The 26462-nt window shown below is 65.4% G+C and carries 21 protein-coding genes and 2 pseudogenes; 13 read left to right on the top strand and 10 right to left on the bottom strand.

Translation table 11 applies throughout. From position 1 onward, the window contains the following. The first annotated feature begins 20 nt into the window (after positions 1–20). Complete coding sequence (locus ACVIIV_RS34655) at positions 21–905, top strand: 4-(cytidine 5'-diphospho)-2-C-methyl-D-erythritol kinase (RefSeq protein WP_456748194.1); 885 nt, start codon at positions 21–23, stop codon at positions 903–905. A gap of 101 nt (positions 906–1006) precedes the next feature. Here ACVIIV_RS34655 and ACVIIV_RS34650 read toward each other — a convergent pair whose 3' ends face one another. The 5 genes from ACVIIV_RS34650 to ACVIIV_RS34630 form a co-directional block, all read right to left on the bottom strand. After that, the gene (locus ACVIIV_RS34650; protein ID WP_456748193.1) at positions 1007–1885 is read right to left on the bottom strand and encodes an alpha/beta fold hydrolase; all 879 of its coding nucleotides are present in this window, start codon (positions 1883–1885) and stop codon (positions 1007–1009) included. Beyond that, positions 1878–2510 carry a LysE family translocator gene (locus ACVIIV_RS34645; RefSeq protein ID WP_456748192.1) on the bottom strand — a complete coding sequence of 211 codons (633 nt, stop codon included), beginning with the start codon at positions 2508–2510 and terminating at the stop codon, positions 1878–1880. The genes ACVIIV_RS34650 and ACVIIV_RS34645 overlap by 8 nt, the downstream gene beginning before the upstream one ends. Positions 2511–2554: 44 nt before the next feature. Beyond that, positions 2555–3817, bottom strand: coding sequence for a beta-ketoacyl-ACP synthase II (gene fabF, locus ACVIIV_RS34640; RefSeq protein WP_456748191.1), 1263 nt, complete (start codon positions 3815–3817; stop codon positions 2555–2557). Between the two features lies 1 nt (position 3818). After that, positions 3819–4334, bottom strand: coding sequence for a winged helix-turn-helix transcriptional regulator (locus ACVIIV_RS34635; protein WP_456748190.1), 516 nt, complete (start codon positions 4332–4334; stop codon positions 3819–3821). A 439-nt stretch (positions 4335–4773) separates the two neighbouring features. Continuing rightward, positions 4774–5781 (bottom strand): polyprenyl synthetase family protein, encoded by a 1008-nt coding sequence (locus tag ACVIIV_RS34630; protein WP_456748189.1) that lies wholly within the window; start codon positions 5779–5781, stop codon positions 4774–4776. A gap of 134 nt (positions 5782–5915) precedes the next feature. On the opposite strand from ACVIIV_RS34630, the gene ACVIIV_RS34625 reads away from it, so the two are divergent. The 6 genes and pseudogenes from ACVIIV_RS34625 to glyS all read left to right on the top strand — a co-directional run bounded on the left by ACVIIV_RS34625 (position 5916) and on the right by glyS (position 11560). Further along, a complete protein-coding gene (locus tag ACVIIV_RS34625; RefSeq protein ID WP_456748188.1) occupies positions 5916–6143 on the top strand; it encodes a putative signal transducing protein in 228 nt (75 codons plus the stop codon). Further along, positions 6136–6900 (top strand): tRNA1(Val) (adenine(37)-N6)-methyltransferase, encoded by a 765-nt coding sequence (locus ACVIIV_RS34620; RefSeq protein WP_456748187.1) that lies wholly within the window; start codon positions 6136–6138, stop codon positions 6898–6900. Before ACVIIV_RS34625 ends, ACVIIV_RS34620 begins: the two co-directional genes overlap by 8 nt. Positions 6901–7115: 215 nt before the next feature. Further along, the gene (locus ACVIIV_RS34615) at positions 7116–8024 is read left to right on the top strand and encodes a S49 family peptidase (protein WP_456748186.1); all 909 of its coding nucleotides are present in this window, start codon (positions 7116–7118) and stop codon (positions 8022–8024) included. A 104-nt stretch (positions 8025–8128) separates the two neighbouring features. Next, positions 8129–8320, top strand: a complete 192-nt coding sequence (locus ACVIIV_RS34610) for a hypothetical protein (protein WP_456748185.1) — start codon at positions 8129–8131, stop codon at positions 8318–8320. A gap of 200 nt (positions 8321–8520) precedes the next feature. After that, positions 8521–9459 carry a glycine--tRNA ligase subunit alpha gene (locus ACVIIV_RS34605; protein ID WP_456748184.1) on the top strand — a complete coding sequence of 313 codons (939 nt, stop codon included), beginning with the start codon at positions 8521–8523 and terminating at the stop codon, positions 9457–9459. Next, positions 9459–11560: pseudogene (gene glyS / locus ACVIIV_RS34600) on the top strand (glycine--tRNA ligase subunit beta). The gene ACVIIV_RS34605 and the pseudogene glyS overlap by 1 nt, the downstream one beginning before the upstream one ends. Before the next feature lie 304 nt (positions 11561–11864). On the opposite strand, the gene ACVIIV_RS34595 reads toward glyS, so the two are convergent. Beyond that, positions 11865–12218, bottom strand: coding sequence for a DUF1236 domain-containing protein (locus ACVIIV_RS34595; protein ID WP_456748183.1), 354 nt, complete (start codon positions 12216–12218; stop codon positions 11865–11867). 226 nt (positions 12219–12444) lie between these two features. Here ACVIIV_RS34595 and ACVIIV_RS34590 point away from each other — a divergent pair, with 226 nt between their 5' ends. Then, on the top strand, positions 12445–12600 hold the full coding sequence (locus tag ACVIIV_RS34590) for a DUF3096 domain-containing protein (protein WP_008562090.1): 156 nt from the start codon (positions 12445–12447) through the stop codon (positions 12598–12600). A gap of 96 nt (positions 12601–12696) precedes the next feature. Continuing rightward, complete coding sequence (gene ppdK, locus ACVIIV_RS34585) at positions 12697–15624, top strand: pyruvate, phosphate dikinase (protein WP_456748182.1); 2928 nt, start codon at positions 12697–12699, stop codon at positions 15622–15624. 282 nt (positions 15625–15906) lie between these two features. On the opposite strand, the gene ACVIIV_RS34580 is transcribed toward ppdK, so the two are convergent. Beyond that, a complete protein-coding gene (locus ACVIIV_RS34580; protein WP_456746947.1) occupies positions 15907–17166 on the bottom strand; it encodes an IS4 family transposase in 1260 nt (419 codons plus the stop codon). A gap of 459 nt (positions 17167–17625) precedes the next feature. Here ACVIIV_RS34580 and ACVIIV_RS34575 point away from each other — a divergent pair, with 459 nt between their 5' ends. After that, positions 17626–19080, top strand: a complete 1455-nt coding sequence (locus ACVIIV_RS34575) for a cell wall hydrolase (protein WP_456748181.1) — start codon at positions 17626–17628, stop codon at positions 19078–19080. Positions 19081–19260: 180 nt separating this feature from the next. Here ACVIIV_RS34575 and nadC read toward each other — a convergent pair whose 3' ends face one another. The 3 genes from nadC to nadA all read right to left on the bottom strand — a co-directional run bounded on the left by nadC (position 19261) and on the right by nadA (position 23075). Continuing rightward, positions 19261–20139 (bottom strand): carboxylating nicotinate-nucleotide diphosphorylase, encoded by an 879-nt coding sequence (gene nadC / locus ACVIIV_RS34570; RefSeq protein WP_456748180.1) that lies wholly within the window; start codon positions 20137–20139, stop codon positions 19261–19263. A 16-nt stretch (positions 20140–20155) separates the two neighbouring features. Continuing rightward, positions 20156–21763, bottom strand: a complete 1608-nt coding sequence (locus ACVIIV_RS34565; RefSeq protein ID WP_456748179.1) for an L-aspartate oxidase — start codon at positions 21761–21763, stop codon at positions 20156–20158. 205 nt (positions 21764–21968) lie between these two features. Next, on the bottom strand, positions 21969–23075 hold the full coding sequence (nadA, locus tag ACVIIV_RS34560) for a quinolinate synthase NadA (RefSeq protein WP_456748178.1): 1107 nt from the start codon (positions 23073–23075) through the stop codon (positions 21969–21971). A gap of 327 nt (positions 23076–23402) precedes the next feature. On the opposite strand from nadA, the pseudogene ACVIIV_RS34555 reads away from it, so the two are divergent. From ACVIIV_RS34555 to ACVIIV_RS34545, 3 genes and pseudogenes are all read left to right on the top strand, one after another. Next, positions 23403–24656 (top strand): annotated as a pseudogene (locus ACVIIV_RS34555) (MFS transporter). Between the two features lie 39 nt (positions 24657–24695). Further along, positions 24696–25682 carry an acrylyl-CoA reductase (NADPH) gene (acuI, locus tag ACVIIV_RS34550; protein WP_456748177.1) on the top strand — a complete coding sequence of 329 codons (987 nt, stop codon included), beginning with the start codon at positions 24696–24698 and terminating at the stop codon, positions 25680–25682. Between the two features lie 115 nt (positions 25683–25797). After that, on the top strand, positions 25798–26385 hold the full coding sequence (locus ACVIIV_RS34545) for a hypothetical protein (RefSeq protein ID WP_456748176.1): 588 nt from the start codon (positions 25798–25800) through the stop codon (positions 26383–26385). Positions 26386–26462 lie beyond the last annotated feature (77 nt).

The following is a 26462-nucleotide window of genomic DNA, read 5'->3' as shown; positions in this document are numbered from 1 at the left end:
CGTTTGGGGGCTGATCGCCAATGTCGGCGTTGATTGAAGAAGGGCGGGCGAAGGTCAATTTGAGCCTTCGCGTCGTCGGCCGTCGTACGGACGGCTATCATGATCTCGAAAGCGTGGTCGCGTTTGCCGACTGTGCCGACCGGCTCACGCTGGAGCCGGGCGGCGAGCTGAAGCTCACCACCACCGGGCCGCTGGCGGCCGCCTGCGGCGATACCGCCGACAATCTTGTGCTCAAGGCTGCCAAGCTTCTGGCCGAGGCCGTCCCTAGCCTGAAGCTGGGCGCCTTCGCGCTGGATAAGGTGCTCCCCGTGGCGGCCGGTATCGGCGGCGGCTCGGCGGACGCCGCGGCAGCGCTGCGGCTCCTGGCCCGTCTCAACGATTTGTCGCTCGATGATCCCCGTCTTCAGAAAGTCGCGCTCGCGACCGGCGCGGATGTGCCGGTGTGCCTCGTCTCGCGCGCCTGCGACATGACCGGCGTCGGCGAGCAGCTGCTGCCGCTCGCGCTGCCGAGCATGCCCTGCGTCATGGTCAATCCGCGCGTGCCTGTTGCCACCAAGGATGTGTTCCAGGCGCTGGGCCTGCGCAACGGCGAGCTTCTGGTTGGCGTCACCGACGTCATCCGCGCTCCGGCCTGGCCGGAGGAGGGCGTCTCGATTTCCGATTGGGTCGAGGTTCTCGACACCGTCGCCAACGACCTCGAAGCGCCTGCGCTGCGGATCGAGCCTGTGATCGGTGAGGTGCTGGACGCGTTGCGCGACTCAGCCGGCGTCAAGCTCGCCCGCATGTCCGGTTCCGGGGCGACGTGCTTTGCGATCTATGGCGCACCCACGGAGGCGCACGCCGCCGCCGAAAAGATCCGCCGCGATCACCCCGGCTGGTGGGTGCATGCGGGGACGTTGAGCTAGCTCTGTTCGTCATTGCGAGCGTAGCGAAGCAATCCAGAATCTCTCAGCGGTGACACTCTGGATTGCTTCGCTACGCTCGCAATGACGTGGATGTAGTTGAGCTAACCCGCGCCGTCGTCGTCAAGCCCGAGAAACTGCCGGATCTCACCCAACACCTCCTGCGGCTTGTCATGCTGCAGCCAGTGTCCTGCCCCGGCGATGGTCTCGATGCGCGCGTTCTGGAAGTGCCGCTCCAGGCCGGCGGCCTTTGCGCCAGCCAGAAAGCTTTCGCCGGCATTGAGCAGCAGCGTCGGGCAGGCGATGCGTGACCACAGCGCGACGTGGTCGTCCGGCCAGAGCCGGTGCGGCGCAGAGGCGCGCTGATAGGGGTCGAATTTCCAGCAATAGGTGCCGTCCTCGTTCTGCCGTGCGCCATGCGTGGCGAGATGCAGCGCGAGGTCGCGGGACAACCGCTTGTTGTGAAGCACCATCTGCGCGGCCGCGTCCTCTAGCGTCGCATAGCGGCGCGGGGTGCGGTCGTGCAGCTTGTCGAGCTGGGCCACCCATTTACCGATGCGCTCATGCGCCGGCGCCTTCGGCGTATCCGGCAACATGGTCACGCCGTCGAGGACGACGAGCTTCGTGACCTGCTCCGGGAACGAGCCCGAAAAGATCAGGCTGACCATGCCGCCCATCGAATGGCCGATGAGAGTGACTTCAGGTGCTGCGATGCTGCGGACGAGCTGGGTAAGATCGTAGACATATTCGGTCAGCGCGTAGCTGCCGCCACGGGTCCAGTCGGAATCGCCGTGACCCCGCAGGTCGGGCGCGAGCACGCGAAAATGCGGCTGCAACGATCGGGCGATGTGATCCCAGCTCCGGCAATGATCGCGGCCGCCATGGACCAGGATGAGGGGTGGCGCGCCCTCGTGGCCCCAGTCGGCGTAATGCAGCCGCAGGCCGTGCGATTCATAGAAGCGGTCTTGCGGGGAGCTATCCATTTGCCGGCCGCCGCGCCAGCGCGAGCGAGAGCCCAAGGCCGGCGATGAAGACGCCGGAGCTCTGCGTGAGGCGCCGCATCAGCTGCGGCCGTCCGATCAGCTGCGCGCGCGTCGCGGAGGCCATCAGCACCACGACGACATCGGCGAGCGTGTTCAGTGCGACCGAGATCGCGCCGAGCATGATGAATTGCAGCGTCGGGTTCGATCCCGCAGGATCGAGGAATTGCGGAATGAAGGCGAGGAAGAACGCCGCGGTCTTCGGGTTCAGTGCCTCCACCAGCACGCCGTCGCGGAACGCGCGCTTGTCGCCGACGGGCTCGCCCTCGAGCGACAGCGCGCGGCCGGCGCGTTGATATGTCTTGATGCCAAGCCAGACCAGATAGAGCGCGCCGACGAATTTCACGGCGGCAAACAGTTCCGCGCTGGCCAGGATGACCGCGGAGATGCCGACGCTGCCGGCCACGACATGGACCATGCCACCCAGCGCCGTGCCCGCGGTCGAGGCAAAGCCGCTGGTGCGCCCCTCCGACAAGGTCCGTGCCGCGACGTAAAAAATGCCGGGGCCGGGAATTGCCGCAATGAGGAATGCTGCGGCCAGGAACAGCCAGAAATTGGTTTCGGTCATCCTGTTTTCGTAGCGGAGCGGGCGGCGATTGCAAGGCCTCTCGTTCAGCCCATCCGGCGGAAGATCACGCTGGCATTCACCCCGCCGAAGCCGAACCCGTTGGAGATGGCATGCTGCATCGGCATCGGCCGCGCTGCACCGGCGACGATGTCGATGCCGTCGGCGCTCGCGTCGGGAATTTCGAGGTTGAGCGTCGGCGGCGCGATCTGGTCGCGCAAAGCGAGCACGGTGAAGATCGCTTCCAGCCCGCCGGCGGCGCCGAGCAGATGGCCGGTGGCCGATTTGGTCGCGCTCACGGCTAAGTTTCGATTGCGGCCGAACAGCGTGCCGATGGCGCCCAGCTCGCTCTCGTCGCCGGCCGGTGTGGAGGTCGCGTGCGCGTTGAGGTGCTGGAGATCTGCGGGCAGGAGGCTCGCCTGCCTGAGCGCGATCTCCATGGCGCGGCGGGCGCCCTCGCCATCCGGTGGACCCGATGTCATGTGATAGGCGTCCGACGTCGTGCCGTAGCCGACGATCTCCGCGATCGGCGTTGCGCCGCGTGCGAGCGCATGCTCCAGCGCCTCGATCACCAGGATGCCGGCGCCTTCGCCCATGACAAAGCCGTCGCGGTCGCGATCGAACGGGCGCGAGGCGCGGGCGGGCTCATCGTTGAAGCCGCTCGACAGTGCACGTGCCGCCGCAAAGCCACCGAGGCTGACGATATCGATGCAGGCCTCGGCGCCGCCGCAGATCGCAACGTCGGCTTCGCCGGCGCGGATCATGCGCGCGGCATCGCCGATCGCCTGCACACCGGCCGCGCACGCCGTAACCGGCGTGCCCAGCGCACCCTTGTAGCCGTATTTGATCGAGACGTGGCCGGCGGCGAGATTGGCAAGGAACGAGGGGATCGTGAATGGCGAGAGCCGGCGCGCACCACGCTGCTCGGTGATGCGCACCGCCTCCGCCATCGCGGGAAAGCCGCCGACGCCGGAGGCGATGATCGTCGCGGTCCGTTCCAGCGCGCTCGCGTCCTGCGGCGTCCATTTGGCTTGCGCGACCGCTTCTGCAGTGGCGAGCAGCGCGAACAGGATGAAGCGGTCCATCTTGCGCTGGTCCTTTGGCGCCGCCGCCTGTCCAGGGTCGAAGCCGCCCTCGGCATCGTCGGCCTCGTCGGGCACCAGCCCGGCAATGCGCGCCGGCAATGCCTGCGCCCATTCCGGCAGCGGGCGCAGCCCGCTTTGGCCGGCCAGCAGCCGCCGCCAGGACAATTCGACACCGCAGCCGAGCGGCGACACCGCGCCCATTCCCGTCACGACGATACGACGCATGTCAGTCTCCAGCCGGCGCAACGGCCGGATTCATGGCTTTGAGCGAAGCGAGCCGGGCGCGCATGCCGCGGCTGGCGCGGGGACCGGGAATGGCGACCGTGTTGGCAAGCGTGATCGGGCGCATGTCGGCGGCGTCGACCACGACCGGCTCGAACGGGCGAGCGTCGCTCCGGTTCGCCAGCAGGATGGATTCACCTTTGGGTGCGAGATGCTTGTTGCCCCAGGCGAGCAGCGCGACGATGACCGGGAAGAAGTCCCGCGCCTTGTCGGTCAGCACGTATTCGTAGCGCGGCGGCCGCTCCTGATAGCGGCGGCGGACGAACATGCCGCTCTCGGTGAGATGCGCAAGCCGCCGCGACAGGATGTTCGGCGCGATCCCGAGGCTCTGCGAGAACTCGTCGAACTTCGTCGCACCTTGAAACGCATCGCGCAGGATCAGGATGCTCCACCATTCGCCGACCGTCTCCACCGCGCGGCCGACCGGGCATTCCAGGATGGAAGGGGATTTGGGCTGCATGGCGGGAGGTTAGGGGGGTAACTTGCAAAATGCAAGTAACTGATTGGGCCAAGCATGCGGAGCAAACGAGGCTGGCTTCTGTTGATGAGACGAAGCGCAGTTGCTGGACAGACGCTCTCGTGCCCCGGACGCAGCGCAGCGCCTCTTTGCGGTGCGCTGCAGAGCCGGGGCCCATACTGCTGATCGCTGGATGTCGCATGGGTCCCGGCTCTGCGCAGCAGCGTTTCACGCTGCAGCGCGTCCGGGACATGAGAGCGAGCGATGCCGTCGCGCCGCACTCCGTCATTGCGAGCGCAGCGAAGCAATCCAGACTGTTTCCGCGGCGGGATTCTGGATTGCTTCGCTGCGCTCGCAATGACGGGTGGAGGCAGCGCTCACTTATCCGTCACCGTCACCCTGAGGTGCCGGAGCGTAGCGGAGGCCTCGAAGGGCGTCAGGCCTAATGCGACCGTGCCAAACAAAACGCCACGACCTGCTCCAGCGCGCTCTTCATTGGCGAGGGCGGGAACAGCGCGAGTGCGTCGACGGCCATGTCGCCGTAGTGCTGGGCGCGGCTCAGCGTATCCTCGAGCGCGCGGTGCTTGTTCATCAGGCCGAGGGCGTGATCGAGATCGCTGTCGCCGATCTCGCCGCGCTCGAGCGCCCGGATCCAGAACGCGCGCTCGGTGTCGTTGCCGCGGCGGAAGGCGAGCACGACGGGAAGGGTGATCTTGCCCTCGCGGAAGTCGTCACCGGTGTTCTTGCCGAGCTTTGCGCTCTTGCCGCCGTAGTCGAGCACGTCGTCGACGAGCTGGAAGGCGATGCCGAGATTCATGCCGACCGAGCGGCACGCGGTCTGCTCCGCCTTCGGGCGGTTGGCGATGACAGGACCGACCTCGCAGGCTGCTGCGAATAATTCGGCGGTCTTGCCGCGGATCACGGCGAGATATTCGTCCTCGGTGGTCGCGGTGTTCTTGGCGGCGGCCAGCTGCATCACCTCGCCCTCGGCGATGGTCGCGGCGGCCGCGGAGAGGATGTCGAGCGCACGCAGCGAGCCGACCTCGACCATCATGCGGAAGGCCTGGCCCAGCAGGAAGTCACCGACCAGCACGCTCGCCTCGTTGCCCCAGAGCATGCGCGCCGACAGCTTGCCGCGGCGCATCTCGCTCTCGTCGACGACGTCGTCGTGGAGCAGGGTGGCGGTATGCATGAACTCGACGGAGGCAGCTAACTTGATATGGCCGTCGCCGGCATAGCCGGCGAGGTTGGCCATGGCGAGCGTCAGCATCGGCCGCAGGCGTTTGCCCCCGGAGGAGATCAGGTGGTTGGCGACTTCGGGGATCATGGTCACGTCCGACCCGGTCCGTGACAGGATCGTGGCATTGACGCGCTCCATATCGGGGGCGACAAGGGCAACCAGCTCTTCGATCGACGCGCCGGGAGTTTCGAAAGGTACGATGACGGCCACGCCGGTCTCCAATATTTGCCCCGGAAGGGCTATTCTGATGGAAATACAATAGAAACTGGCGGCGGATGCGGCAAGGCCCGCGGAACCATTGACATTTGCCGCTTTAGCCACCTTCAGGCAGGAGGTCTTTCGTTTTGCGTGAACTGGTTCGGACCAACGATATGGTGCTGGTGTCGGCGATTGGCGCGCTGCTCGACGGTGCCAACATCCATCATCTGGTGCTGGACCAGAACATGAGCATCATCGAGGGCTCGCTCGGCATATTGCCGCGGCGGATCCTGGTTCATGAGGACGACGTCCAGGAGGCCAGGGCGCTCCTCACCGAGGCAGGCCTCAGCCACGAACTGCGCAGCGATGATTGAGGTCGCAGATATTACCGAGGACGCCTTTCTCGGCGGGCAGTTGCGCTTGATGCAGAAGCGATCCGGCCATCGCGCCGGGCATGACGCCGTCCTGCTTGCAGCGGCGACCGACGCCCGGGCGGGGGACCGCGTGGTCGATTTTGGCGCCGGCGTCGGCACGGCCGGGCTCGCGCTTGCTCGGCGCGTAGAGGGGATCCGGCTCAGCCTGGTCGAAATCGATCCGGAACTGGCGGAGCTCGCGCGGGCCAATGCCGCGGCGAACGCGATCGCCGCCGAGGCCATCGTGCTCGACGTCACCGCGGATGCGCATGCGTTTGCAGCAAACGGACTCCTGCCTGACAGTGTCGACGCAGTGCTGATGAACCCGCCCTTCAACGATCCCGCACGCCATCGCGGCTCACCGCATCAGGCGCGCCACACCGCGCATGTGGCGACAGAGGAGACGCTGCATGCGTGGGTGCATGCAGCCCGGCGTATTCTCCGATCGAGCGGCGTTCTGACTCTGATCTGGCGCGCGGACGGAATCGGCGACGTCATGGCAGCGCTGTCACGGGGCTTCGGCAGCCTTGCGATCCTGCCGGTTCATGGCGAAGCGGGAAAGCCTGCGATCCGCGTGCTGGTGCGCGCAGTCAAAGGCGGTCGGGCACCGACGCGATTGCTGCCGGGCCTCATGCTTAATGACGAGTCAAATGTGCCTAAAAAAGAGGTGAGGGATATTCTGGAGGGGAGGGCGGCGTTGCCGCTGGCGGAGCCGTGACGGCCTACTGCGGAAGCGATTCCGTCTGCTGCTCTTGCGGGGACGTAAAGCGAATCGCCGTGAAAAGCGCACCGATCAGCAGCAACAGCAGATAGATCTTCATGGCGTTTCCTCCGCTGCCTATTGCAGCTTCCCAACGAGGATTCTGCAAAACACGTTCCAGGCACTTTCAATGACACTCGCGTGATAAGAAATGGTTAATCAGAGGTAAGGCCATGGACGAACAATTGAACGATCGTGAGAGTTCCGGCCTGGCCGACAAGCTCATGCAATATCTGCCGGCGCGCTTTCGTCCCGGCACGGCAGTGGTGCCGGTGGTGCGGCTGTCGGGCGTGATCGGTGCGGTGACGCCGCTGCGTCCCGGCTTGACGCTTGCTGGTGTCGCGCGGGTGCTCGAGCGCGCGTTTTCCTATCGGCACGCCAAGGCCGTAGCGCTGGTGATCAATTCGCCCGGCGGCTCGCCGGTGCAGTCGCGCCAGATCTACTTGCGCATCAAGCAGCTCGCGACGGAGAAGAAGCTGCCGGTGCTCGTGTTCGTCGAAGACGTCGCCGCCTCCGGGGGCTACATGATCGCCTGCGCCGGCAACGAGATCATCTGCGATCCGTCCTCGATCCTCGGCTCGATCGGCGTGGTCGGCGGCAGTTTCGGTTTTCAGGAGGCGATCAAGCGGCTCGGCATCGAGCGGCGCCTCTACACAGCGGGCGAACACAAGGCGATGCTCGACCCGTTCCTCCCGGAAAATCCCGATGACGTCGTTAGACTGAAGGCGATCCAGCGCGAGATCCACCAGATCTTCATCTCGTTGGTGAAGGAGAGCCGCGGCGCACGACTGAAGGGAGCGGACGACATGTTGTTCACGGGCGAATACTGGGCCGGCGAGAGCGCCATCGCGCTGGGGCTCGCCGACGGCATCGGCGATCTCCGCTCAACTCTTCGTGCCCGCTATGGTGAGAAGGTTCTCACGCCCGTGATCGCGCAGCCGACCGGGCTGCTCTCCGGCCTTCTGGGGCGGAAAGCGCCCGGCGCGGGGCAGCTTTCAGCCCTGGAATCAATGGCCGGCCTGCCGGACGAGCTGATCTCGGCGGTCGAGACGCGCGCGATTTGGGCGAAATTCGGGTTCTAGGCCGGCCCCTCCCGCGCCATTTGGCCCGAGGTGAGCCAATTGCGGCGCGGGTCCATCTGCGCAACAATGCAGGTGGGGGCTGAGCACTAGACAAGGATCGACCGATGCCGCCGTTCGTCGCTTTCGCGGGCGTCCTGGGCGGGCTTGCCGTGGTCCGCTGGGCCTACAAGACCGCTGTCCGGATCAACCAGGAGCTGGAGGAGATGCGCCTGTCGCGCGTCGCCGAAGCCGCTCGCATGGGGAATATCCAGACGCTGAAGCGTGACCCCGTCACCGGAGCCTACCGGCCGGGTTAACTGGTGCCACTCGTCATGCCCGGGCTTGTCCCGGGCATCCACGTTCTTCGTGCCGCGAGAAAGGTTCGTGGATGGCCGGGACGAGCCCGGCCATGACGGAGAACTGGACTGCTTTCCGGCCCCCTTTGCCTTGATTCCCATCCCCGCCGTCGATACGGTCCCGCGCGATTCAAAACCCCCCGCGAGAGCCTGATCTGACGATGGACGCCTCATTGCCCGCCCATATGCGCCCGGAACGCTCGTTCCAGGGCTTCATCCTCGCGCTCCAGCGGTTCTGGGCCGAGCAGGGCTGCGTGATCCTGCAGCCCTACGACATGGAGATGGGCGCGGGCACCTTCCATCCGGCGACCACGCTACGCGCGCTCGGCCCCAAGCCCTGGAACGCGGCCTATGTGCAGCCCTCGCGCCGGCCCAAGGACGGCCGCTACGGCGAGAATCCGAACCGGATGCAGCACTACTACCAGTTCCAGGTGATCATGAAGCCGTCGCCGCCGAACCTTCAGGAGCTGTACCTGAAGTCGCTTGCGGCGATCGGCATCGATTCCGCCGTGCACGACATCCGCTTCGTCGAGGACGACTGGGAGAGCCCGACGCTTGGCGCCTGGGGTTTGGGGTGGGAGTGCTGGTGCGACGGCATGGAGGTCAGCCAGTTCACCTATTTCCAGCAGGTCGCCGGCTTCGAATGCGCCCCTGTCGCCGGCGAGCTCACCTATGGCCTCGAACGCCTCGCGATGTATGTGCAGGGCGTCGACCGCGTCTACGACCTCAACTTCAACGGCCGCGAGGGCGACGCCAAGGTCACCTATGGCGACGTCTTCCTGCAAGCGGAGCAGGAATATTCGCGGCACAACTTTGAAGTCGCCGACACCGCGATGCTGTTCGAGCAGTTCAGGATGGCCGAAGCGGCCTGCAGGAAATATCTCGACGCCGGTTGGCGCGAAGGCAGCAACAGCAGGCAGCATCTGATGGCGCTGCCGGCCTATGACCAGTGCATCAAGGCGAGCCACGTCTTCAACCTGCTCGATGCGCGCGGCGTGATCTCCGTAACGGAGCGGCAGAGCTACATTCTGCGTGTGCGCGAGCTGGCCAAGGCCTGCGGCGAGGCCTGGATCCACACTGAAGCGGGCGGAGCGGCCTGATGCCCGATCTTTTGCTTGAATTGTTCTCGGAAGAAATCCCCGCGCGCATGCAAGGGAAGGCGGCCGACGATCTGCGCCGCATGGTCACCGACAAGCTGGTTGCCGAAGGCCTGGTCTACGAGGGCGCGAAAGCGTTCGCGACGCCGCGCCGTCTTGCGCTCACCGTGCACGGCATTCCTGCGCGCCAGCCCGACCTCAAGACCGAACGTCGTGGCCCGAAGATCGGCGCGCCCGAGGCGGCTGTGCAGGGTTTTCTGAAAGCGACAGGTCTGAAATCGCTGGAGGAAGCCAAGATCCAGCGCGACCCCAAGGGCGATTTCTACATCGGGTTGATCGAGAAGCCCGGCCGCGATGCGATCGAGGTGCTCGCGGAAATCCTGCCCGTGATCATCCGCACCTTCCCCTGGCCGAAATCGATGCGCTGGGGCGCGCGTTCCGGAAAGCCCGGCTCGCTGAACTGGGTGCGACCGCTGCAAGCGATCACCGCGACGTTCGGGCTCGAGACCGAAGAGCCCGATGTCGTGAAGTTTTTTCGGTGGATGGCATCGAGAGCGGCCAGACCACTTACGGCCATCGCTTCCTTGCGCCTGCGCCAATTCAGGTGCGCCGTTTCGAGGACTACGAGGCAAAGCTGCTCGACGCCAAGGTCGTGCTCGACCCCGAGCGCCGTAGGGACGCCATCCTCACCGACGCCAAGCAGATCGCCTTCGCGCAAGGCTTCGAGCTGGTCGAGGACCAGACCCTGCTCGACGAGGTCGCCGGCCTCGTCGAATGGCCGGTCGTGCTGATGGGCTCGTTCGAGCCGGAGTTCTTGAAGACTCCCGACGAAGTCATCCGCGCCACCATCCGCAACAACCAGAAGTGCTTCGTTGTGCGCGACCCCAAAACGGGCAAGCTCGCGAGCAAGTTCATCCTGGTCGCCAATATCGAGGCGGCCGATGGCGGCAAGACGATCATCGCTGGCAACGAGCGCGTCATCCGCGCGCGGCTGTCGGATGCGAAGTTCTTCTACGAGACGGACCTCAAGACGAAGCTCGAGGACCGGCTGCCGAAGTTCGATCAGATCGTGTTCCACGAGAAGCTCGGCACCCAGGCCGCGCGCATCAAGCGCATCGAGGGTCTGGCCGCAGAGATCGCGCCGCTGGTCGGCGCCGATGTCGCGAAGGCCACGCGGGCCGCGCATCTGGCGAAGGCGGATTTGTTGACCGAAGTCGTCGGCGAATTTCCCGAGGTCCAGGGTCTGATGGGCAAGTACTACGCGCTGGCGCAGGGCGAGGACGCCTCTGTCGCTGCCGCCTGCGAGGAGCATTATAAGCCGCAGGGCCCCGCCGATCGCGTGCCGACCGATCCGGTGAGCGTCGCTGTGGCGCTCGCCGACAAGCTCGATACGCTGGTCGGCTTCTGGACCATCGACGAGAAGCCGACGGGCAGCAAGGACCCCTATGCGCTGCGGAGAGCGGCACTCGGCGTGATCAGGCTGATTGCCGAGAACGCTCTTCGTCTGTCGTTGATGAAGGTAGCGGCGTCCGCGCTTGCCGGCCTCTCGGTGAAGCCCGCCGATGCGCAGAAGCTTCCGAGCGACCTGCTCGCCTTCTTCGCCGACCGCCTCAAAGTCCAACTCCGCGAGCAGGGCGCGCGGCACGATCTCGTCGACGCCGTGTTCGCGCTCGGCGGCCAGGACGATCTTCTCATGATCGTCCGCCGCGTCGAGGCGCTCGGCAAGTTTCTCGACAGCGACGACGGCAAGAACCTGCTCGCCGGCACCAAGCGCGCCAGCAACATCCTCTCGATCGAGGAGAAGAAGGACAAGCGGACCTTCGACGGCGCGCCCGATGCTGCGCTCTACAGCCTCGCTGAGGAAAAGGCGCTGGCCAAGGCGATCGGCGAGGTGAAGGCGGAAGCCGGCACCGCCGTCGCCAGGGAAGACTTTGCCGCCGCCATGAGCGTGATGGCAAAGCTGCGCCCGCCGGTCGATGCGTTCTTCGACAAGGTTCGCGTCAACGATGACGATCCGAAGGTGCGCGAGAACCGCCTGAAGCTGCTGAACGAAATCCGCAGCGCCACGAGAGCGGTCGCGGATTTTTCGAAGATCCAGGATTGAGGCACGGCCATTGCCGCTCTGGTGCTCCGGACGCAGCGCAGCGCTACTTCAGCGTTGCGCTGCAGAGCCGGGGCCCATGCTGGCCGCGTGCTCGGAGGTTCTGGGTCCCGGGTCTGCGCTTCGCTTGCCCGGGACACGAGAGAAAAAGCCCTGCCCGGCGGGGGGAAGGACCGGGCAGGGCTGATGTCCGATTTAAACTGCTCGCGCCAGCCTGATGTGACGCGCCGGACATCGACTGCAACTGCAGCGTTTTCAAGCGAAGCGGGACACCGGTCGCGTGAAGAAAACGCGTCCAGACAGGAATTTAGTTCAGCACCTCGACGATGCGGCGCGAGCGCGGCTCGACCAGCACGGTTTCGCCGTTCACGACGGTATAGCGATAGGTCGTGGCGCCGAAGCGTTGCGGCACGTCATAATAGGTGATGCCGCTCTCGGGTAGGGTGGCGCCAACCACCACGCGATCCGGAATGCGGAAGGCTGGCACACGTTGTTCGACGACATATTCGCGGAAGGCCGGCCGCTGTTCGACGGCAATCGTCGGGGCGCTGTCGACCACGGCGGGCGCGCGCCCGATGGTGACATCGCTTTGCGCCTGCGCCGCAAGGGGCGTGCCGATCGCGGCCGCGAGCGCTGCAAGAGCAAGAATCCTGTTCCGCATGGACAACTCCTTCGACGTGATTCTGCGGACGCGCCAGTGGCGCGACTGGTTGCCAATGCGTGCCTAAAGCCAATGTTCCGGGAAAAGGCTTGCCGCATTCGCGGCAATTTCGGGCAGTTTTCGTGGATGCCGGGAACTCGCGGCGCGACTTGTGCATCTCTACTCCCGGAACTTGGCCGGCTATGATCCGCGCGCGATTCGCCTCACCTCCACAGAAAGATTGTTCATGCACATCACCGTCGCCCACATTTCGCCGATCCTGTCGTTGATTGCGGGCGTGCTCATCCTGATCATGCCGCGGCTTCTCAACCTCATTGTCGCGATCTTCCTCATCGTCAACGGCGCGATCGGGCTCGGGCTCCTGAAGTGGCTTCGCTTCTAGGCGTTCACTTTTCGGAACTGTCCGACTTGCGCGGGCCCGCCCAAAATGGTGTAAGGCCCGCGATTTCCCATTCCTCTCGCAGGTTGTGTGCAAGCTATGGCCAAAGCCGCCTCGAAGCCTAAGAAAATGCCAGCGAAATCAAAGTCCTCTGCCGTCGCGAAAGCCGCGCCGCCGGCCCGCAAGGCGCTGGCCAAGAGCGCGCCGAAGCCGGTCGCCAAAGCCGCTGCAAAGCCTGCAGCCAAGCCGGCGGCAAAGGCCGTGACCAAGGCGGCTACGCCGAAGGTCGCCCCGAAGCCCGCACCGAAGAAGGCTGCGCCCGCCAAGGCGGCCCCAAGCGCCGCAAAGGCCGGCAAATGGGTGTTCACGTTCGGCGACGGCAAGGCCGAGGGCCGCTCGGAGATGCGCGACCTGCTCGGCGGCAAGGGCGCCAACCTCGCCGAGATGGCCAATCTCGGTCTGCCCGTGCCTCCCGGCTTCACCATCCCGACCTCGGTCTGCACCTATTTTTACGAGCACGACAAGACCTATCCCAAGGAGCTGAAGCCGCAGGTTGAGAAGGCGCTGGACTATGTCGGCAAGTTGACCGGCAAGATCTTCGGCGACACCAAGAACCCGCTGCTCGTGTCGGTGCGCTCCGGCGCGCGCGCCTCGATGCCGGGCATGATGGACACCGTGCTCAATCTCGGCCTCAACGACCAGACCGTGGAAGCGCTGGCGGAACTGTCGGGCGACCGCCGCTTCGCCTATGACAGCTATCGCCGCTTCATCACCATGTATTCCGACGTGGTGCTCGGCTTCGAGCATCATCACTTCGAGGAAATCCTCGACACCTTCAAGGACAGCCAGGCCTACACGCTCGACACCGATCTGTCCGCCGACGACTGGGTCGAGCTGGTCGGCAAGTACAAGGACGCGGTCGCGCGCGAGACCGGCAAGGAATTCCCGCAGGATCCGCACGACCAGCTCTGGGGCGCGATCGGCGCGGTGTTTTCCTCCTGGATGAACGCGCGCGCGGTGACCTACCGCAAGCTGCACGACATTCCGGAGTCCTGGGGCACCGCGGTCAACGTGCAGGCCATGGTGTTCGGCAACATGGGTGAGACCTCGGCCACCGGCGTTGCCTTCACCCGCAATCCCTCGACCGGCGAGAGCAAGCTCTACGGCGAGTTCCTGATCAACGCGCAAGGCGAGGACGTGGTGGCGGGCATCCGCACGCCGCAGGACATCACCGAGGAAGCGCGGAAAGAGTCGGGCTCCGACAAGGCGTCGATGGAAGCGGCGATGCCTGAGGCCTTCAAGGAGCTGACGCGGATCTACACGCTGCTCGAGAAGCACTACCGCGACATGCAGGACATGGAGTTCACGGTCGAGCAGGGCAAGCTCTGGATGCTCCAGACCCGCGGCGGCAAGCGCACCGCGAAGGCGGCGCTGCGCATCGCGGTCGAGCTCGCCAATGAAGGCCTGATCTCGAAGAAGGAAGCGGTGACGCGGATCGATCCGGCCTCGCTCGATCAGCTCCTGCATCCGACTATCGATCCCAACGCCAAGCGCGACGTGATCGCCACCGGCCTGCCGGCTTCGCCGGGCGCTGCCTCCGGCGAGATCGTGTTCTCCTCGGATGAAGCGGCCAAGCTTCAGGGCGACGGACGCAAGGTCATTCTGGTCCGCATCGAGACCAGCCCCGAAGACATCCACGGCATGCATGCCGCCGAAGGCATTTTGACCACCCGCGGCGGCATGACCTCGCACGCGGCGGTGGTCGCGCGCGGCATGGGCAAGCCCTGCGTCTCCGGCTGCGGCACCATCCGCGTCGATTACGGCCGCGGCACCATGAGCATCGGCTCGCGTACCTTCAAGACCGGCGACGTCATCACCATCGACGGCTCGCTCGGCCAGGTGCTCGCCGGCCGCATGCCGATGATCGAGCCGGAGCTGTCCGGCGAGTTCGGCACGCTCATGAACTGGGCCGACCAGGTCCGCAAGATCGGCGTTCGCGTCAACGGCGACACGCCGGACGACGCGCGCACCGCGATCAAGTTCGGCGCCGAAGGCATTGGCCTCTGCCGCACCGAGCACATGTTCTTCGAGGAGACGCGCATCCGCACGGTGCGCGAGATGATCCTCTCCGAGGACGAGCAGTCGCGCCGTGCCGCGCTCGCAAAGCTGCTGCCGATGCAGCGCGCCGACTTCGTCGAGCTGTTCGAGATCATGAAGGGCCTGCCCGTCACGATCCGGCTTCTGGATCCTCCCCTCCATGAATTCCTGCCGCATACCCATGCCGAAGTCGAGGAAGTGGCGCGCGCCATGAACACCGACCCGCGGCGTCTGGCGGACCGTGCCCGTGAGCTCTCGGAGTTCAATCCGATGCTCGGCTTCCGCGGCTGCCGTATCGCGATCGCCTATCCGGAGATCGCCGAGATGCAGGCGCGCGCGATCTTCGAGGCGGCAGTCGAGGCGCAGAAGCGAACCGGCAAGGCCGTCGGCCTCGAGGTGATGGTGCCGCTGATCGCGACCAAGGCCGAACTCGATCTCGTCAAGGCGCGGATCGACGCGACCGCACAGGCCGTGATGCGCGACACCAACACCAAGCTGGCTTATCAGGTCGGCACCATGATCGAGCTGCCGCGCGCCTGTCTGCTCGCGGCCGATATCGCGCAGTCGGCCGAGTTCTTCTCGTTCGGAACCAACGATCTCACCCAGACGACCTACGGCATCAGCCGCGACGACGCGGCGAGCTTCCTCGGTCCCTACGTGGCGAAGGGCATCCTCTCGGTCGATCCCTTCATCTCTCTGGACCGGGAAGGTGTCGGCGAGCTCGTCAAGATCGGCGTCGCGCGCGGCCGCAAGACCCGCGCCTCGCTCAAGGTCGGCATCTGCGGCGAGCACGGCGGCGATCCCGCCTCCGTCGCCTTCTGTCACCATATCGGTCTCGACTACGTCTCCTGCTCACCCTATCGCGTGCCGATCGCGCGGCTTGCGGCGGCGCAAGCCGCGCTCGGGAAAGAGATCGCGAGCCAGGCGTAAGCAGAAGCGCAGATTTGAGTTGAAAGAGGCGGGCCAAGCTCCGCCTCTTTTATTTTGTGCGCCGCTCTTTCCACACCGTCATTGCGAGCGCAGCGAAGCAATCCAGAATCCCTCCGCGGCAAGACTCTGGATTGCTTCGCTGCGCTCGCAATGACGCGTTTGCGATCGCCACAAACTCATTGTCATCGCCCGGCTTGACCGGGCGATCCAGTACGCCGAGGCGGTAGTGATGGAATCGAGAGGCCGCGGCGTACTGGATGCCCCGGTCAAGCCCTAGTTGATTCACACATCGCGAGCGATTCTCCAGCCGCTGAGCATGGCCCTGAGGGCCAATAGGCCCTGGAGGATCGTGATGGGGCCTGGTTTGCTGTAGTATCCTGTCCAGCCGCCGAGGCGCGCGCATACCCACGTTGCGTAGGCAAGCGAACCCGAGGGGTGCGGATTCTTTTGCCGATCGGTTTTGCCTTCAAGGGTTCGGCAAACGGCCTCCAAAGCCGGACGATCCTTAGGATCAAGCATATCGTCGAGCGGTCGGTTTGCTGCACCGTCGCGCTCTCGTACCATTTGCAGGACCTGGATCGCTGCGATCAGCGTTGCCGCGGTCAAGTTCTCGAATGGGCCGCCGTCGACCACACATACGGCTTCGATGTTGAAGCCCTTGGTCTTCATGAGACGGAACAGTTGCTCGATAGTCCAGCGCTGGCGATACAGGTGCGTGATCTGCTGCGCAGACGCCAGTGTTGTCACTTGGTGTGTCGTCAGTAGTCGCCAATGCACCGGCGGGACGTTTGCCGGAGGATCGACCTCACGCGCCTCCACCAGCGTGAGCGTGACCTCCTTCGGCAGTTTGGCCTCTTCACCTGGGCATTTGCGTCTTGGCCGCAGCAGGCTGATCTGCCGCGTTCGCAATGCCAATACGGCTTTACGTGCCATCTGGCCCGGCTTGGCCGATACGTCGATAACTTCCCGGCCAAGTTCTGGCACGTCATCGAGGCAGTTGTAGAGCGTGCCACCATCCTTCAGAGCTCGATCGTAATTGGCCCTGATCAGCAGTTCAGTCTCGACAGGTCGGCAGGCAAACTCCTCGTAAATGTCACCCTCGCGGTCGGCAACTACCGTCACACATTCCGCCCCATGAGCTGCCAACTCTGCCGCCGTGAGGGTGGCGTCGAGCCAGCGACGGCTCTCCTTATCCGCAAATGCCCGCACGGCCCGCCGGCGCTTTTTGCCGCCGACATGTTTGAGGAACGTCGCATCGACAAGCCCGAGCAATGCCCCGTCATCGGCATCTACGGCGACCATCGCGTGAAGGTTCAAACTGTCGAGCTTGCCATCGTCTCGCAGGGTCGTGGTGTCCTGGATCGCCAGAACATGGCGACCTCTGACCAGCCCTGCGGTCCGCAACCGGGCCGTGGTCACCATCTCCTCCGGGGTCACCCGCCGATTGCGAAGGAAACGCGTGATGCGGATCTCGCCAGCTCGATCCCCGCCAACCCGCCGAACACTGATCCCAGACTGACCGACGCTGATAAGGCGGGCCAACAAACGGGCCCCCCTTTTTCCAGGCGCCGGTCTCCAAACCGTCCCAATCCGCCTTCCATCACTCGCTCCATCGGCACAACGCTCCGATGGATTCAGACTTCAGACGATCTGGCAAGACGCCGCCGGCCCCGAGATGTGTGAATATGCTAGGGTCAAGCCCCGGGCACGACAGGAGTGGTTGTCGCAACAACAGGAACCCATCACACGTCCCGTATTGATACGTGTGCGCAAGAGTTCCTTCACCATTCGCGTTGACCGGTTGTTTACCGCTTCACGTCGTCTGGCATTTACCAACACGCATCGTCGCCCCGTGAAAACACCTGTGTTCGCTTGAGTGTGCCGTATGCGCAACGCGGATTAACGCCCCGGCAACCTAAATTAGATACTCACGATAAAGATCGAATTGCACGGATGTACTGAGTTCGATCGGACGAGCGTAAGCGTAGCGTGAGCGTATCGATGTCAGTGTTGCGTAACCATCCGAAGGGCGCGCGGTTCGCGTCCTTCGGCATCGGTCTCTGCATCTTCGCATTGATGCCGAGAGAGACCGGCTATCAGGACATTGCCTCTCTGCTGGCGCGCCAGCCCGGCGTCGCCGAGCGTTGGCAGAAGCAGGTGTTCTCCGCGGCGTCCTCGATCCAGCTCGCCACCTACAGCTTTTCGCGGCCGATCGGCACCTCCGCTCCGCAGAGCGCGATGGCTCGGCTCGCGAGCCTCGACGGCCGCGACGTCACCGGCGCGATCAGCCGCAATCCTGCCCTTCAGGCGCCGCCGCGCTACCAGGCTTCCGACTTTCCCAAGGTCGATCGCTCCCTGAAGGGCGATCGCCTCGCAATCGTCGCGCCGACGCAGTCTCCCGAGACGGTCGCGCCGGCTGCGGCACCGGCACAGGACGATCCCGCGACGTCAAATAGCTCGGTGTTCGGCGCCAAGACCGCCGCATTGCCGCAGGCGATGTCGCCGGAATCCGCGGCCGCGCTCGATCCCGAGCTCCAGGAAGCGCTGCGCGCGCCGCCGCTGCCGCAATATTCCAATCCGCCGCAGGCCAGCGACGCTGCGCGCGCGCTCGCGACCGCACCGCTGGAGGCGTTGAAGCGGGCCTCTGCTGCGCCCGCACCGGCGCGTGATCCCTTCAGCGTCAAGACCTCGAGCCTGTTCTTCGGCAGCTCCTCGCTCGGCGGCAATCTCGAGACCATCGAGAGCTGGCAGCCCGGCGCCGAACCTCTGATCGTGATCCCCGACCCCGACATGAAGGTGACGGCCTCGCTGACCCCGCCGACGGCGGACATCGCCAAGGACGTCGACAGCGGCGAGAGCGTTGCGCCGAAGGGCGAGGTCAACGCCGACAACCAGCGCGCCAGATCGCCGGCGGAGCGGCTCGCGCTCGACGACAAGTCGCGCGCGAAATCCGAGAAGTGCCTCGCCGAAGCCGTCTACTTCGAATCCCGCGGCGAGGCCGTGCGCGGCCAGATCGCGGTGGCGCAGGTGGTGATGAACCGCGTCTTCTCCGGCAAATATCCCGACACCGTGTGCGGCGTGGTCTACCAGAACAAGTACCGCCATTTCGCCTGCCAGTTCACCTTCGCTTGCGACAACAATCCGGACGTGATCCGCGAGCCCGAAATGTGGGAGCGCGCCAAGACGATTTCCAAGGCGATGCTCGACGGCCAGATCTGGCTGCCCGAGGTCGGCAAGTCCACGCACTACCACGCCTATTGGGTCCGCCCGTCCTGGGTCGCCGAGATGAAGAAGATGTACAAGACCGGCGTGCACACCTTCTATCGGCCGCGCAACTGGGGCGACGGCAGCGAGGAACCGAGCTGGGGCACGCCCGCGCAGACCGCTGCGCTCTCCGCCGCGCTCACGCAGGAATCCAAGAGCTCGGCCGAGATGGGCGCGAGCGAGCGAAGGTAGGCACCAAAATTCGCCGCGATGCAGGTCTGCTCCCTCGCCCCGCTTGCGGGGAGAGGGTTGGGGTGAGGGGACTCTCCACGAGTCCAACTGTCACCAACCTCGCGGAGACTCCCCCTCACCCGGAATCCGCGCTACGCGCGCATTCCGGCCTCTCCCCGCAAGCCGGGAGAGGCGAAGACATCACGCCTCGATATCCAGCGCGCAGTCGAAATTGGGCGCCGAATGCGTCAGCGCGCCGGCCGAGGCATAGTCGACGCCGGTCGCCGCGATCGCCGCAATCGAGTCCAGCGTGACGCTGCCGGACGCCTCCAGCTTGAGGCGGGCCTCGTTGATCCGCACAGCCTCGCGCAGAGTCGCAGGGTCCATGTTGTCGAGCAGAACGGCGTCAGCCATTCCGGTGTCGAGCACCTCGCGCAGCTGCGCCAGCGTATCGACCTCGATCTCGATCTTGACGAGATGGCCGGCATGGGCGCGGGCGCGCTCCAGCACCGGACGGATACCGCCGGCGACTGCGATGTGATTGTCCTTGATCAGGATCGCATCGTCGAGGCCGAAGCGATGGTTGAAGCCGCCGCCGCAGCGCACCGCGTATTTCTCCAGCGCGCGCAATCCCGGCGTGGTTTTTCGCGTGCAGCAGATGCGCATGCCGGTGCCTTCGGTGCGGGCGACATAGTCCGCCGTGAGCGTGGCTATGCCCGACAGGCGGCCGACGAAGTTCAGCGCGGTCCGCTCGGCCGTGAGAATGGCGCGCGCGGGGGCCGAGATTGTCAGCACATGTTGGCTGCGAGCAACCCGCGCGGCATCGCGGACATGTGCGCGCACCTCGATGTCGGGCGACAGCTTCTGCAAGGTCGCGAGCGCCAGCGGTAGCCCGGCGATCACGCCGGACTGCCGCGCGACGAGGATCGCTTGCGCCCTCGTCGCTTCCGGGATCGTCGCAAGCGAGGTGATGTCGCCGGCGCGGCCGAGGTCCTCGTCGAGCGCGCGCTGGACGGCCTCCTCGATCGCGAGCGGCGAGAGGAAGGCATCGGGATAGAACAGCGAGGTCGGGGTGATCATGAGGCAGCATCCTTCTTCATGCGAACAGGGGTTGCGCAATGCGCGGCAGCGGACGCTCGTTCAGGCTCTCCGCAACCTCGCGCGCTGCGGCGAGCGTGGTCATCGTTCTCTGCGCCAGCGCGGGGTTGTCGCCCGGATGATCGGAACGGAAATGCGCGCCGCGGCTCTCGCGCCGTGTCCAGGCCGCAGCGGCGACGAGCAGGGCCGAAGTCGCCATGTTGCGGAAGGCGCTGTTTCCGGCCTCGCGCTCGAGCCTGGCGAAGTGGCGCACGGCTTCCGCAAGCCCGTCACCGTCGCGGATCACGCCGACACGCGCGCTCATCATCGCGCGCAGCCGCTTCACCGCTGCAGCATCCAGCGCGCCAGCGTGCGGCGTCACCAGCGCGTCCGGGAGGCGGGCGGGCCCGGGCACAGTGCGGCCGGCGACGTCGTCGGCAATGCGTGCGGCATAAACGACGGCTTCGAGCAGCGAATTCGAGGCGAGGCGGTTGGCGCCATGCGCACCGGTCGAGGACACTTCGCCGCCAGCCCAGAGCCCGTCGATCGAGCTGCGGCCGCGCGCGTCCACCGCGACGCCGCCCATGTGGTAGTGCGCGGCGGGCGCAATCGGAATCGGTTGCGTCGCGGGATCGATGCCGGCGGCGATGCAGCTCGCATGCACGGTCGGAAACTTTGTCGCGAAGCGCGCGCCCAGCGCCTGCCGCGCATCGAGGAAGGCGCCGCGTCCGGCTGCGATCTCGGCGAACACGCCGCGGGCCACGATGTCGCGCGGCGCGAGCTCGGCGAGCGGGTGGCGCGCTCTCATGAAGCGCTCGCCGTTGCCGTTGATCAGCGTTGCGCCTTCGCCGCGCAGGGCTTCGGTGGCGAGCGGTGCCGGATCGCGGCCGACCATGATGGCGGTGGGGTGGAACTGCACGAATTCAGGGTCGGCGATCACGGCGCCGGCACGGGCCGCGATCGCAAGGCCCGAGCCGCTGGCTTCGGGCGGATTGGTGGTGACGGCGTAGAGATGGCCGAGTCCGCCGGTCGCAAGCACGACCGCGTGTGAGGCGAGCACGACCGGTCGTGCAGCGGGATTGCCGGCCTCGCGCAATTGAAGACCGGTGACGGTACCGTCCTCGGTCAACAGTGCTTCGGCGACAAAGCCTTCCATCAGGCGGATCGATGGCGTGCGACGCACCGCATCGCTCAGGGCCGCGATGATCGCGGCGCCGGCGCCATCGCCGCGTACATGCACGATACGGCGCGCGGAATGCGCAGCTTCGCGCCCCACTGCGAGCCTGCCTTCGAGATCGCGATCGAACGGCACGCCATAGGCGAGAAGATCATGGATACGCGACGCAGCCTCGCGCGCGATCCCGAATGCGACGGCTTCATCGACGAGCCCGCCGCCGACGGCGACGGTATCGGCGGCGTGTGCCTCCGGCGTATCGCCTTCAGCCACCGCCGCGGCGATGCCGCCTTGCGCCCAAGCGGACGACGCGCCTTGTCCGAGCGGTGCGGCCGAGATCAAGGTCACCGGCCGCGGCGCGAGCTTCAGCGCGCAGAACAGTCCGGCAAGACCGCCGCCGACGATGACGACGTCGTCGGTGCTGCGGGTGAGATTGTGGATGGTAATTGTCATGGCTTTCTCCATTCACTCCGCCGTCGTCCCTGCCTAGTGCGCAATCGCGCATGGGAGCAGGGACCCATACGCCGCGGCGGAGATTGTCTTGCGAAGCTCTGAAACGCCGTTCTTCGCCAAACATCTTCCTGTGGTTATGGGTCCCGGATCTGCGCGCGCTCGAGGCGCGCTTGTCCGGGACGACAGCTGTGTTTGTGGCTGAGTCTCAATTCTTCAGATTGATCATGCGCTCGACCGAGCGCCGCGCGCGCTCCGCAAGCGCGGGATCGATCGTGACCTCCTCGCCGAGCGTCAGCAGGCTGTCCAGAATGTTGGCGAGCGTGATGCGCTTCATGTGCGGGCAGAGATTGCAGGGGCGCAGCATCTCCACGTCGGGAAGCTCGGCCCGCACATTGTCGGCCATCGAGCATTCGGTGATCATGACGAGCCGCCGCGGCCGCCTCGCGCGCACCCAGTTGATCATGTGCGCGGTCGAGCCGGTAAAATCGGCTTCCGCCAGCACGTCCGGCGGGCACTCCGGATGCGCGATGATCTGGACGGATGGATCAGCCTCGCGAAAGCTCCGCAGCTCCTCGCCCGTGAAGCGCTCATGCACCTCGCAGGCACCTTTCCAGGCGATGATCTTCACGTCGGTCTTCGAAGCCACGTAAGTGGCGAGGTATCGGTCGGGCAGGAAGATCACGCTTCGAGCGCCCAGGCTCTCGACCACCTGCACCGCGTTCGAGGACGTGCAGCAGATATCGACCTCCGCCTTCACCTCTGCCGAGGTGTTGACATAGGCAACGACGGGCACGCCGGGAAATTGTTCGCGGAGCAGCCGCACGTCCGCACCGGTGATGCTGGCGGCAAGCGAGCAGCCCGCGCGCGAGTCCGGGATCAAAACGGTCTTGTCCGGATTGAGCAGTTTCGAGGTCTCCGCCATGAAGTGCACGCCGCACTGGACGATGACGTCTGCCTTCACCTTGGTGGCTTCGATCGCGAGTTGCAGCGAGTCGCCGCCGATATCGGCCACACAATGGAAGATCTCCGGGGCCTGGTAGTTGTGGGCGAGGATGACCGCGGCCCGCGCGCGCTTCAGCTCGTTGATCGCGTTGATGGTTGGCGCCATCAGCGGCCATTCGATCGGCGGGATCACGTGCTTGACGCGGTCGTAGAGCGGCGCGGTCGCGCGTTCGACCGCCGGCGTCCATTCCAGCGAGGGCATTGGCAATTTCGGTCCCGCGGGCACCGGTGCGGCGCGCGGGGAGGCGACGGGCTGGCCCTGAGGCCGGTTGGCAATGTCGTCGGGGCCGTAAATTCCAGTGATCGGCATTGAAGCCTCCCATGTGTTATTATGCTCAATTTGAGAATATACAGGGGCCGATAAATTCGGCCGATCGGCCGGTCGTCGCCCTAATATGCTCAATCTGAGTAAATCGAGAATAGCACGCTCCGCTGGGTGCCGCTAGGTCCTGCCGCACACATTCCCGTCAATTCGCGGCTGATGTGTCAGGCGAGGCTGTGTTGAAACGCAATGCTCCCGCGGCAGCTCCCCGTGGAATGCAACCGTTTTCGACTTGGGGTTTTCATGCAGATGCATTAAACGAGCTGTCCCGCGGCTGCTGATTTGCGGATCCGCCAACGACAGACGAGGAAAACCATGTCGACACAGATCGGCGAGCTCGCACCGGCCTCACGTTCCTCCAACTGGCGCACCCCGGCCGTCATCATCCTCTGCGGCTGTGCCATTGGCATGCTCGGTTTCGGCCCGCGTTCGGCGCTCGGCTTCTTCGTGCAGCCGATGAGCCATGAATTCAGCTGAGGCCGGGACGTGTTCGGCCTCGCCATCGCCGTGCAGAATCTGTTGTGGGGGCTGGGCCAGCCGCTCGCCGGTGCGGTCGCAGATCGTTTCGGCCTGTTTCGGGTGATGTGCGTCGGCGCGCTGCTCTATGCCGGCGGCCTGCTCTTGATGCGCTACTCCTCGACGCCGCTGTCGCTCGACATCGGTGCGGGCGTGATGGTCGGCTTTGGTCTTGCCGGCTGCTCGTTCAACCTGGTGCTGTCGGCGTTCAGCAAGCTCCTGCCGGCCGAGAAGCGCGGCCTCGCGCTCGGCGCCGGCACGGCGGCGGGATCGTTCGGGCAGTTCCTGTTCGCGCCGATCGGCGTTGCGCTGATCGACAATTTCGGCTGGCAGCAGGCGCTCTCCGTGTTCGGCTTCCTGATGCTGCTGATCATCCCGCTGTCGCTGGCGCTTTCGACGCCGCCGGTTGCGAATGCGGCAAACGCGACGCCGGCGGATGACCAGACCTTCACCAAGGCGCTTGCCGAAGCCTTCGGCCACCGTTCCTACGTGCTCTTGGTGCTCGGCTTCTTCACTTGCGGTTTCCAGCTCGCCTTCATCACCGTGCATCTGCCGGCCTTCCTGGTCGATCGCGGCATCTCGACGCAAACCGGCGGCTGGGTGATCGCGGCGATCGGTCTGTTCAACATCATCGGTTCGCTCAGCGTCGGCTATCTGCAGAACTATCTGCCCAAGCGCTACATCCTTTCGACCATCTACTTCACGCGTGCGCTGGCGACGCTTGCCTTCATCACATTCCCGATCACGCCGTTCTCGGCGATCGCGTTCGGCGCGATTTCCGGCCTGACCTGGCTGTCGACGGTGCCACCGACCTCGGCGCTGGTGGCGCTGATGTTCGGCACGCGCTGGCTCGCAACGCTCTATGGCTTCGCCTTCGTCAGCCATCAGGTCGGCGGCTTCCTCGGCGTCTGGCTTGGGGGCATCGTGTTCGAGCGTTTCGGTTCCTACACGCCGATCTGGTGGCTCTCGATCCTGTTTGGCGTGCTCTCGGCGCTGATCAATCTTCCGATCGTGGAGAAACCTGTCGAGCGAGCGGTTGCGCAGCCGGCCTGATCGGCTAAACATTCGTGAAACCAGTCAGGGAGTTCAGTCGTGGCCACATTCAAGGCGATCCGGATCGACAAGGCGGACAAGGGCACCGCCGCACAGCTCACGCAGTTCGACGAAGCCGAGCTGATGGAGGGCGACGTCACCGTCCGCGTCGAATGGTCGACGCTGAACTACAAGGACGGCCTTGCGCTCACCGGCAAGGCGCCGGTGGTGCGCCGCTTCCCCATGATCGCCGGCATCGACTTTGCCGGCACCGTCGAAGCCTCCTCGCATCCGCAGTGGAAGGCGGGCGACAAGGTGGTCTGCACCGGCTGGGGCATGGGCGAGACCCATCTCGGCGCCTATGCCGAGAAGGCGCGGGTGAAGGGCGACTGGCTGGTCGCCCTGCCGCAAGGCCTGTCGGCGCGCGATGCCATGGCGATCGGAACTGCGGGCTTCACCGCGATGCTCTCGGTGCTGGCGCTGGAGAAGCACGGTCTGTCGCCGAAGAGCGGCCCGGTGGTGGTGACGGGCGCAGCCGGCGGCGTCGGCTCGGTTGCGACCGCCGTGCTGTCCAAGCTTGGCTACCACGTCATCGCCTCGACCGGCCGCGCGGCGGAAGCCGACTACCTCAAGCACCTCGGTGCCGCCGAGGTCATCGATCGCAATGAATTGTCGGCGCCGGCAAAACCCATCGCCAAGGAGCGCTGGGCCGGCGGCGTCGACAGCGTCGGCTCGACCACGCTGGCGAATCTCCTGTCGATGACGAAGTACGGTGGCGCGATCGCCGCCTGTGGCCTGGCGGCTGGCATGGACCTGCCGTCTTCGGTCGCGCCTTTCATTTTGCGCGGAGTGTGCCTTCTCGGCATCGATTCCGTGATGTGCCCGCTTCCGCCCAGGAAAGCCGCCTGGCAGCGTTTGGCCTCCGATTTGGATCGCACGAAACTATCTGAAATCACTCAAGAAATTTCGCTCGACGAGGTTCCGGGATGGGGCGCGAAAATCCTGGCCGGCCAGGTCCGCGGCCGCGTCGTGGTAAAAATTGTCTAACGGCGTTCAGACTTTACCAACCAAGCTGCTTCAATGTTGCCTTGGTTAGTATGGTAAGCAGCGGGTAAAGAGAGATAAGGCATCGCCCGCTGCGGGGGTCGGTTCGGAGTTGAGCATGCTTGCGCGTATTGTGTTGGGGGCTGTCACGGCGGCGGCGACGTTTGCGCCGGCCATTGCAGGAAGCATGAACGCCGACGAGGCGCGGCGCTTCGTGGCCGGCAAGGTGTTCGCCTTCACCTGTTTCGACGGCACCCGCGGTGCAGGCCGCATCCTCGACGACCTCGGCGCCGCCGGTGCGGTGCAGTTCTCGGGCGCAGGCCCGGTCCGTCATCTCCGTCTTCCCGGCAATACGCTCCAGATCCGCGGCCAGAACGTCTGCGCCTCGATCAAGGGCATACCATTTGAGCCCTGTTTCAACCTGGAAAAGACCGATGATCGCAGCTTCCGCGGCTCGGTGTCGGGCATGGGCTTCGCCTATTGCGACTTCCGTCACCAGGGCGGCAATCAGATGCTGATGGCGCGCGCCGCCGCGCGTCCCCGCTCGCTGCGCAGCTCGGAGCATACTGGTTCGGTCGCTGCACCCCACACCGAAGTCGCCGCGCGCGTCGAGACGCCGCGTGTCGAGAGCAGCCGGCTCGAGCCGGTGAAGTCCGAGCCAGCGAAGAACGAGGGCCCGCTCGAGCTGCGCCGGTCGACCCAGTGAGCTGGCCTGCGCGGGAGAATAATCCCAGCACTTTATCGTCGAAGACGTTCATCGAACACGCAGCCGCCGTGCCGTAG

This window comes from Bradyrhizobium sp. USDA 4354, from assembly GCF_054060315.1.
Note: the sequence above shows the minus strand (reverse complement) of the source record. Positions and strands in the feature narration are given on the sequence as shown.

Bases quoted from the DNA above. Each gene is read 5' to 3' on its own strand.
- ACVIIV_RS34615 (WP_456748186.1), top strand. From the start codon at position 7,116: ATGGACGAACAATTGAACGATCGTGAGAGTTCCGGCCTGGCCGACAAG.
- ppdK (WP_456748182.1), top strand. From the start codon at position 12,697: ATGGCCAAAGCCGCCTCGAAGCCTAAGAAAATGCCAGCGAAATCAAAG.
- ACVIIV_RS34545 (WP_456748176.1), top strand. From the start codon at position 25,798: ATGCTTGCGCGTATTGTGTTGGGGGCTGTCACGGCGGCGGCGACGTTT.
- ACVIIV_RS34575 (WP_456748181.1), top strand. From the start codon at position 17,626: ATGTCAGTGTTGCGTAACCATCCGAAGGGCGCGCGGTTCGCGTCCTTC.
- ACVIIV_RS34635 (WP_456748190.1), bottom strand. From the start codon at position 4,334: ATGCAGCCCAAATCCCCTTCCATCCTGGAATGCCCGGTCGGCCGCGCG.
- ACVIIV_RS34620 (WP_456748187.1), top strand. From the start codon at position 6,136: ATGATTGAGGTCGCAGATATTACCGAGGACGCCTTTCTCGGCGGGCAG.
- ACVIIV_RS34595 (WP_456748183.1), bottom strand. From the start codon at position 12,218: ATGCGGAACAGGATTCTTGCTCTTGCAGCGCTCGCGGCCGCGATCGGC.
- nadA (WP_456748178.1), bottom strand. From the start codon at position 23,075: ATGCCGATCACTGGAATTTACGGCCCCGACGACATTGCCAACCGGCCT.
- ACVIIV_RS34610 (WP_456748185.1), top strand. From the start codon at position 8,129: ATGCCGCCGTTCGTCGCTTTCGCGGGCGTCCTGGGCGGGCTTGCCGTG.
- ACVIIV_RS34590 (WP_008562090.1), top strand. From the start codon at position 12,445: ATGCACATCACCGTCGCCCACATTTCGCCGATCCTGTCGTTGATTGCG.
- ACVIIV_RS34565 (WP_456748179.1), bottom strand. From the start codon at position 21,763: ATGACAATTACCATCCACAATCTCACCCGCAGCACCGACGACGTCGTC.
- nadC (WP_456748180.1), bottom strand. From the start codon at position 20,139: ATGATCACCCCGACCTCGCTGTTCTATCCCGATGCCTTCCTCTCGCCG.
- ACVIIV_RS34645 (WP_456748192.1), bottom strand. From the start codon at position 2,510: ATGACCGAAACCAATTTCTGGCTGTTCCTGGCCGCAGCATTCCTCATT.
- fabF (WP_456748191.1), bottom strand. From the start codon at position 3,817: ATGCGTCGTATCGTCGTGACGGGAATGGGCGCGGTGTCGCCGCTCGGC.
- ACVIIV_RS34655 (WP_456748194.1), top strand. From the start codon at position 21: ATGTCGGCGTTGATTGAAGAAGGGCGGGCGAAGGTCAATTTGAGCCTT.
- ACVIIV_RS34650 (WP_456748193.1), bottom strand. From the start codon at position 1,885: ATGGATAGCTCCCCGCAAGACCGCTTCTATGAATCGCACGGCCTGCGG.
- ACVIIV_RS34605 (WP_456748184.1), top strand. From the start codon at position 8,521: ATGGACGCCTCATTGCCCGCCCATATGCGCCCGGAACGCTCGTTCCAG.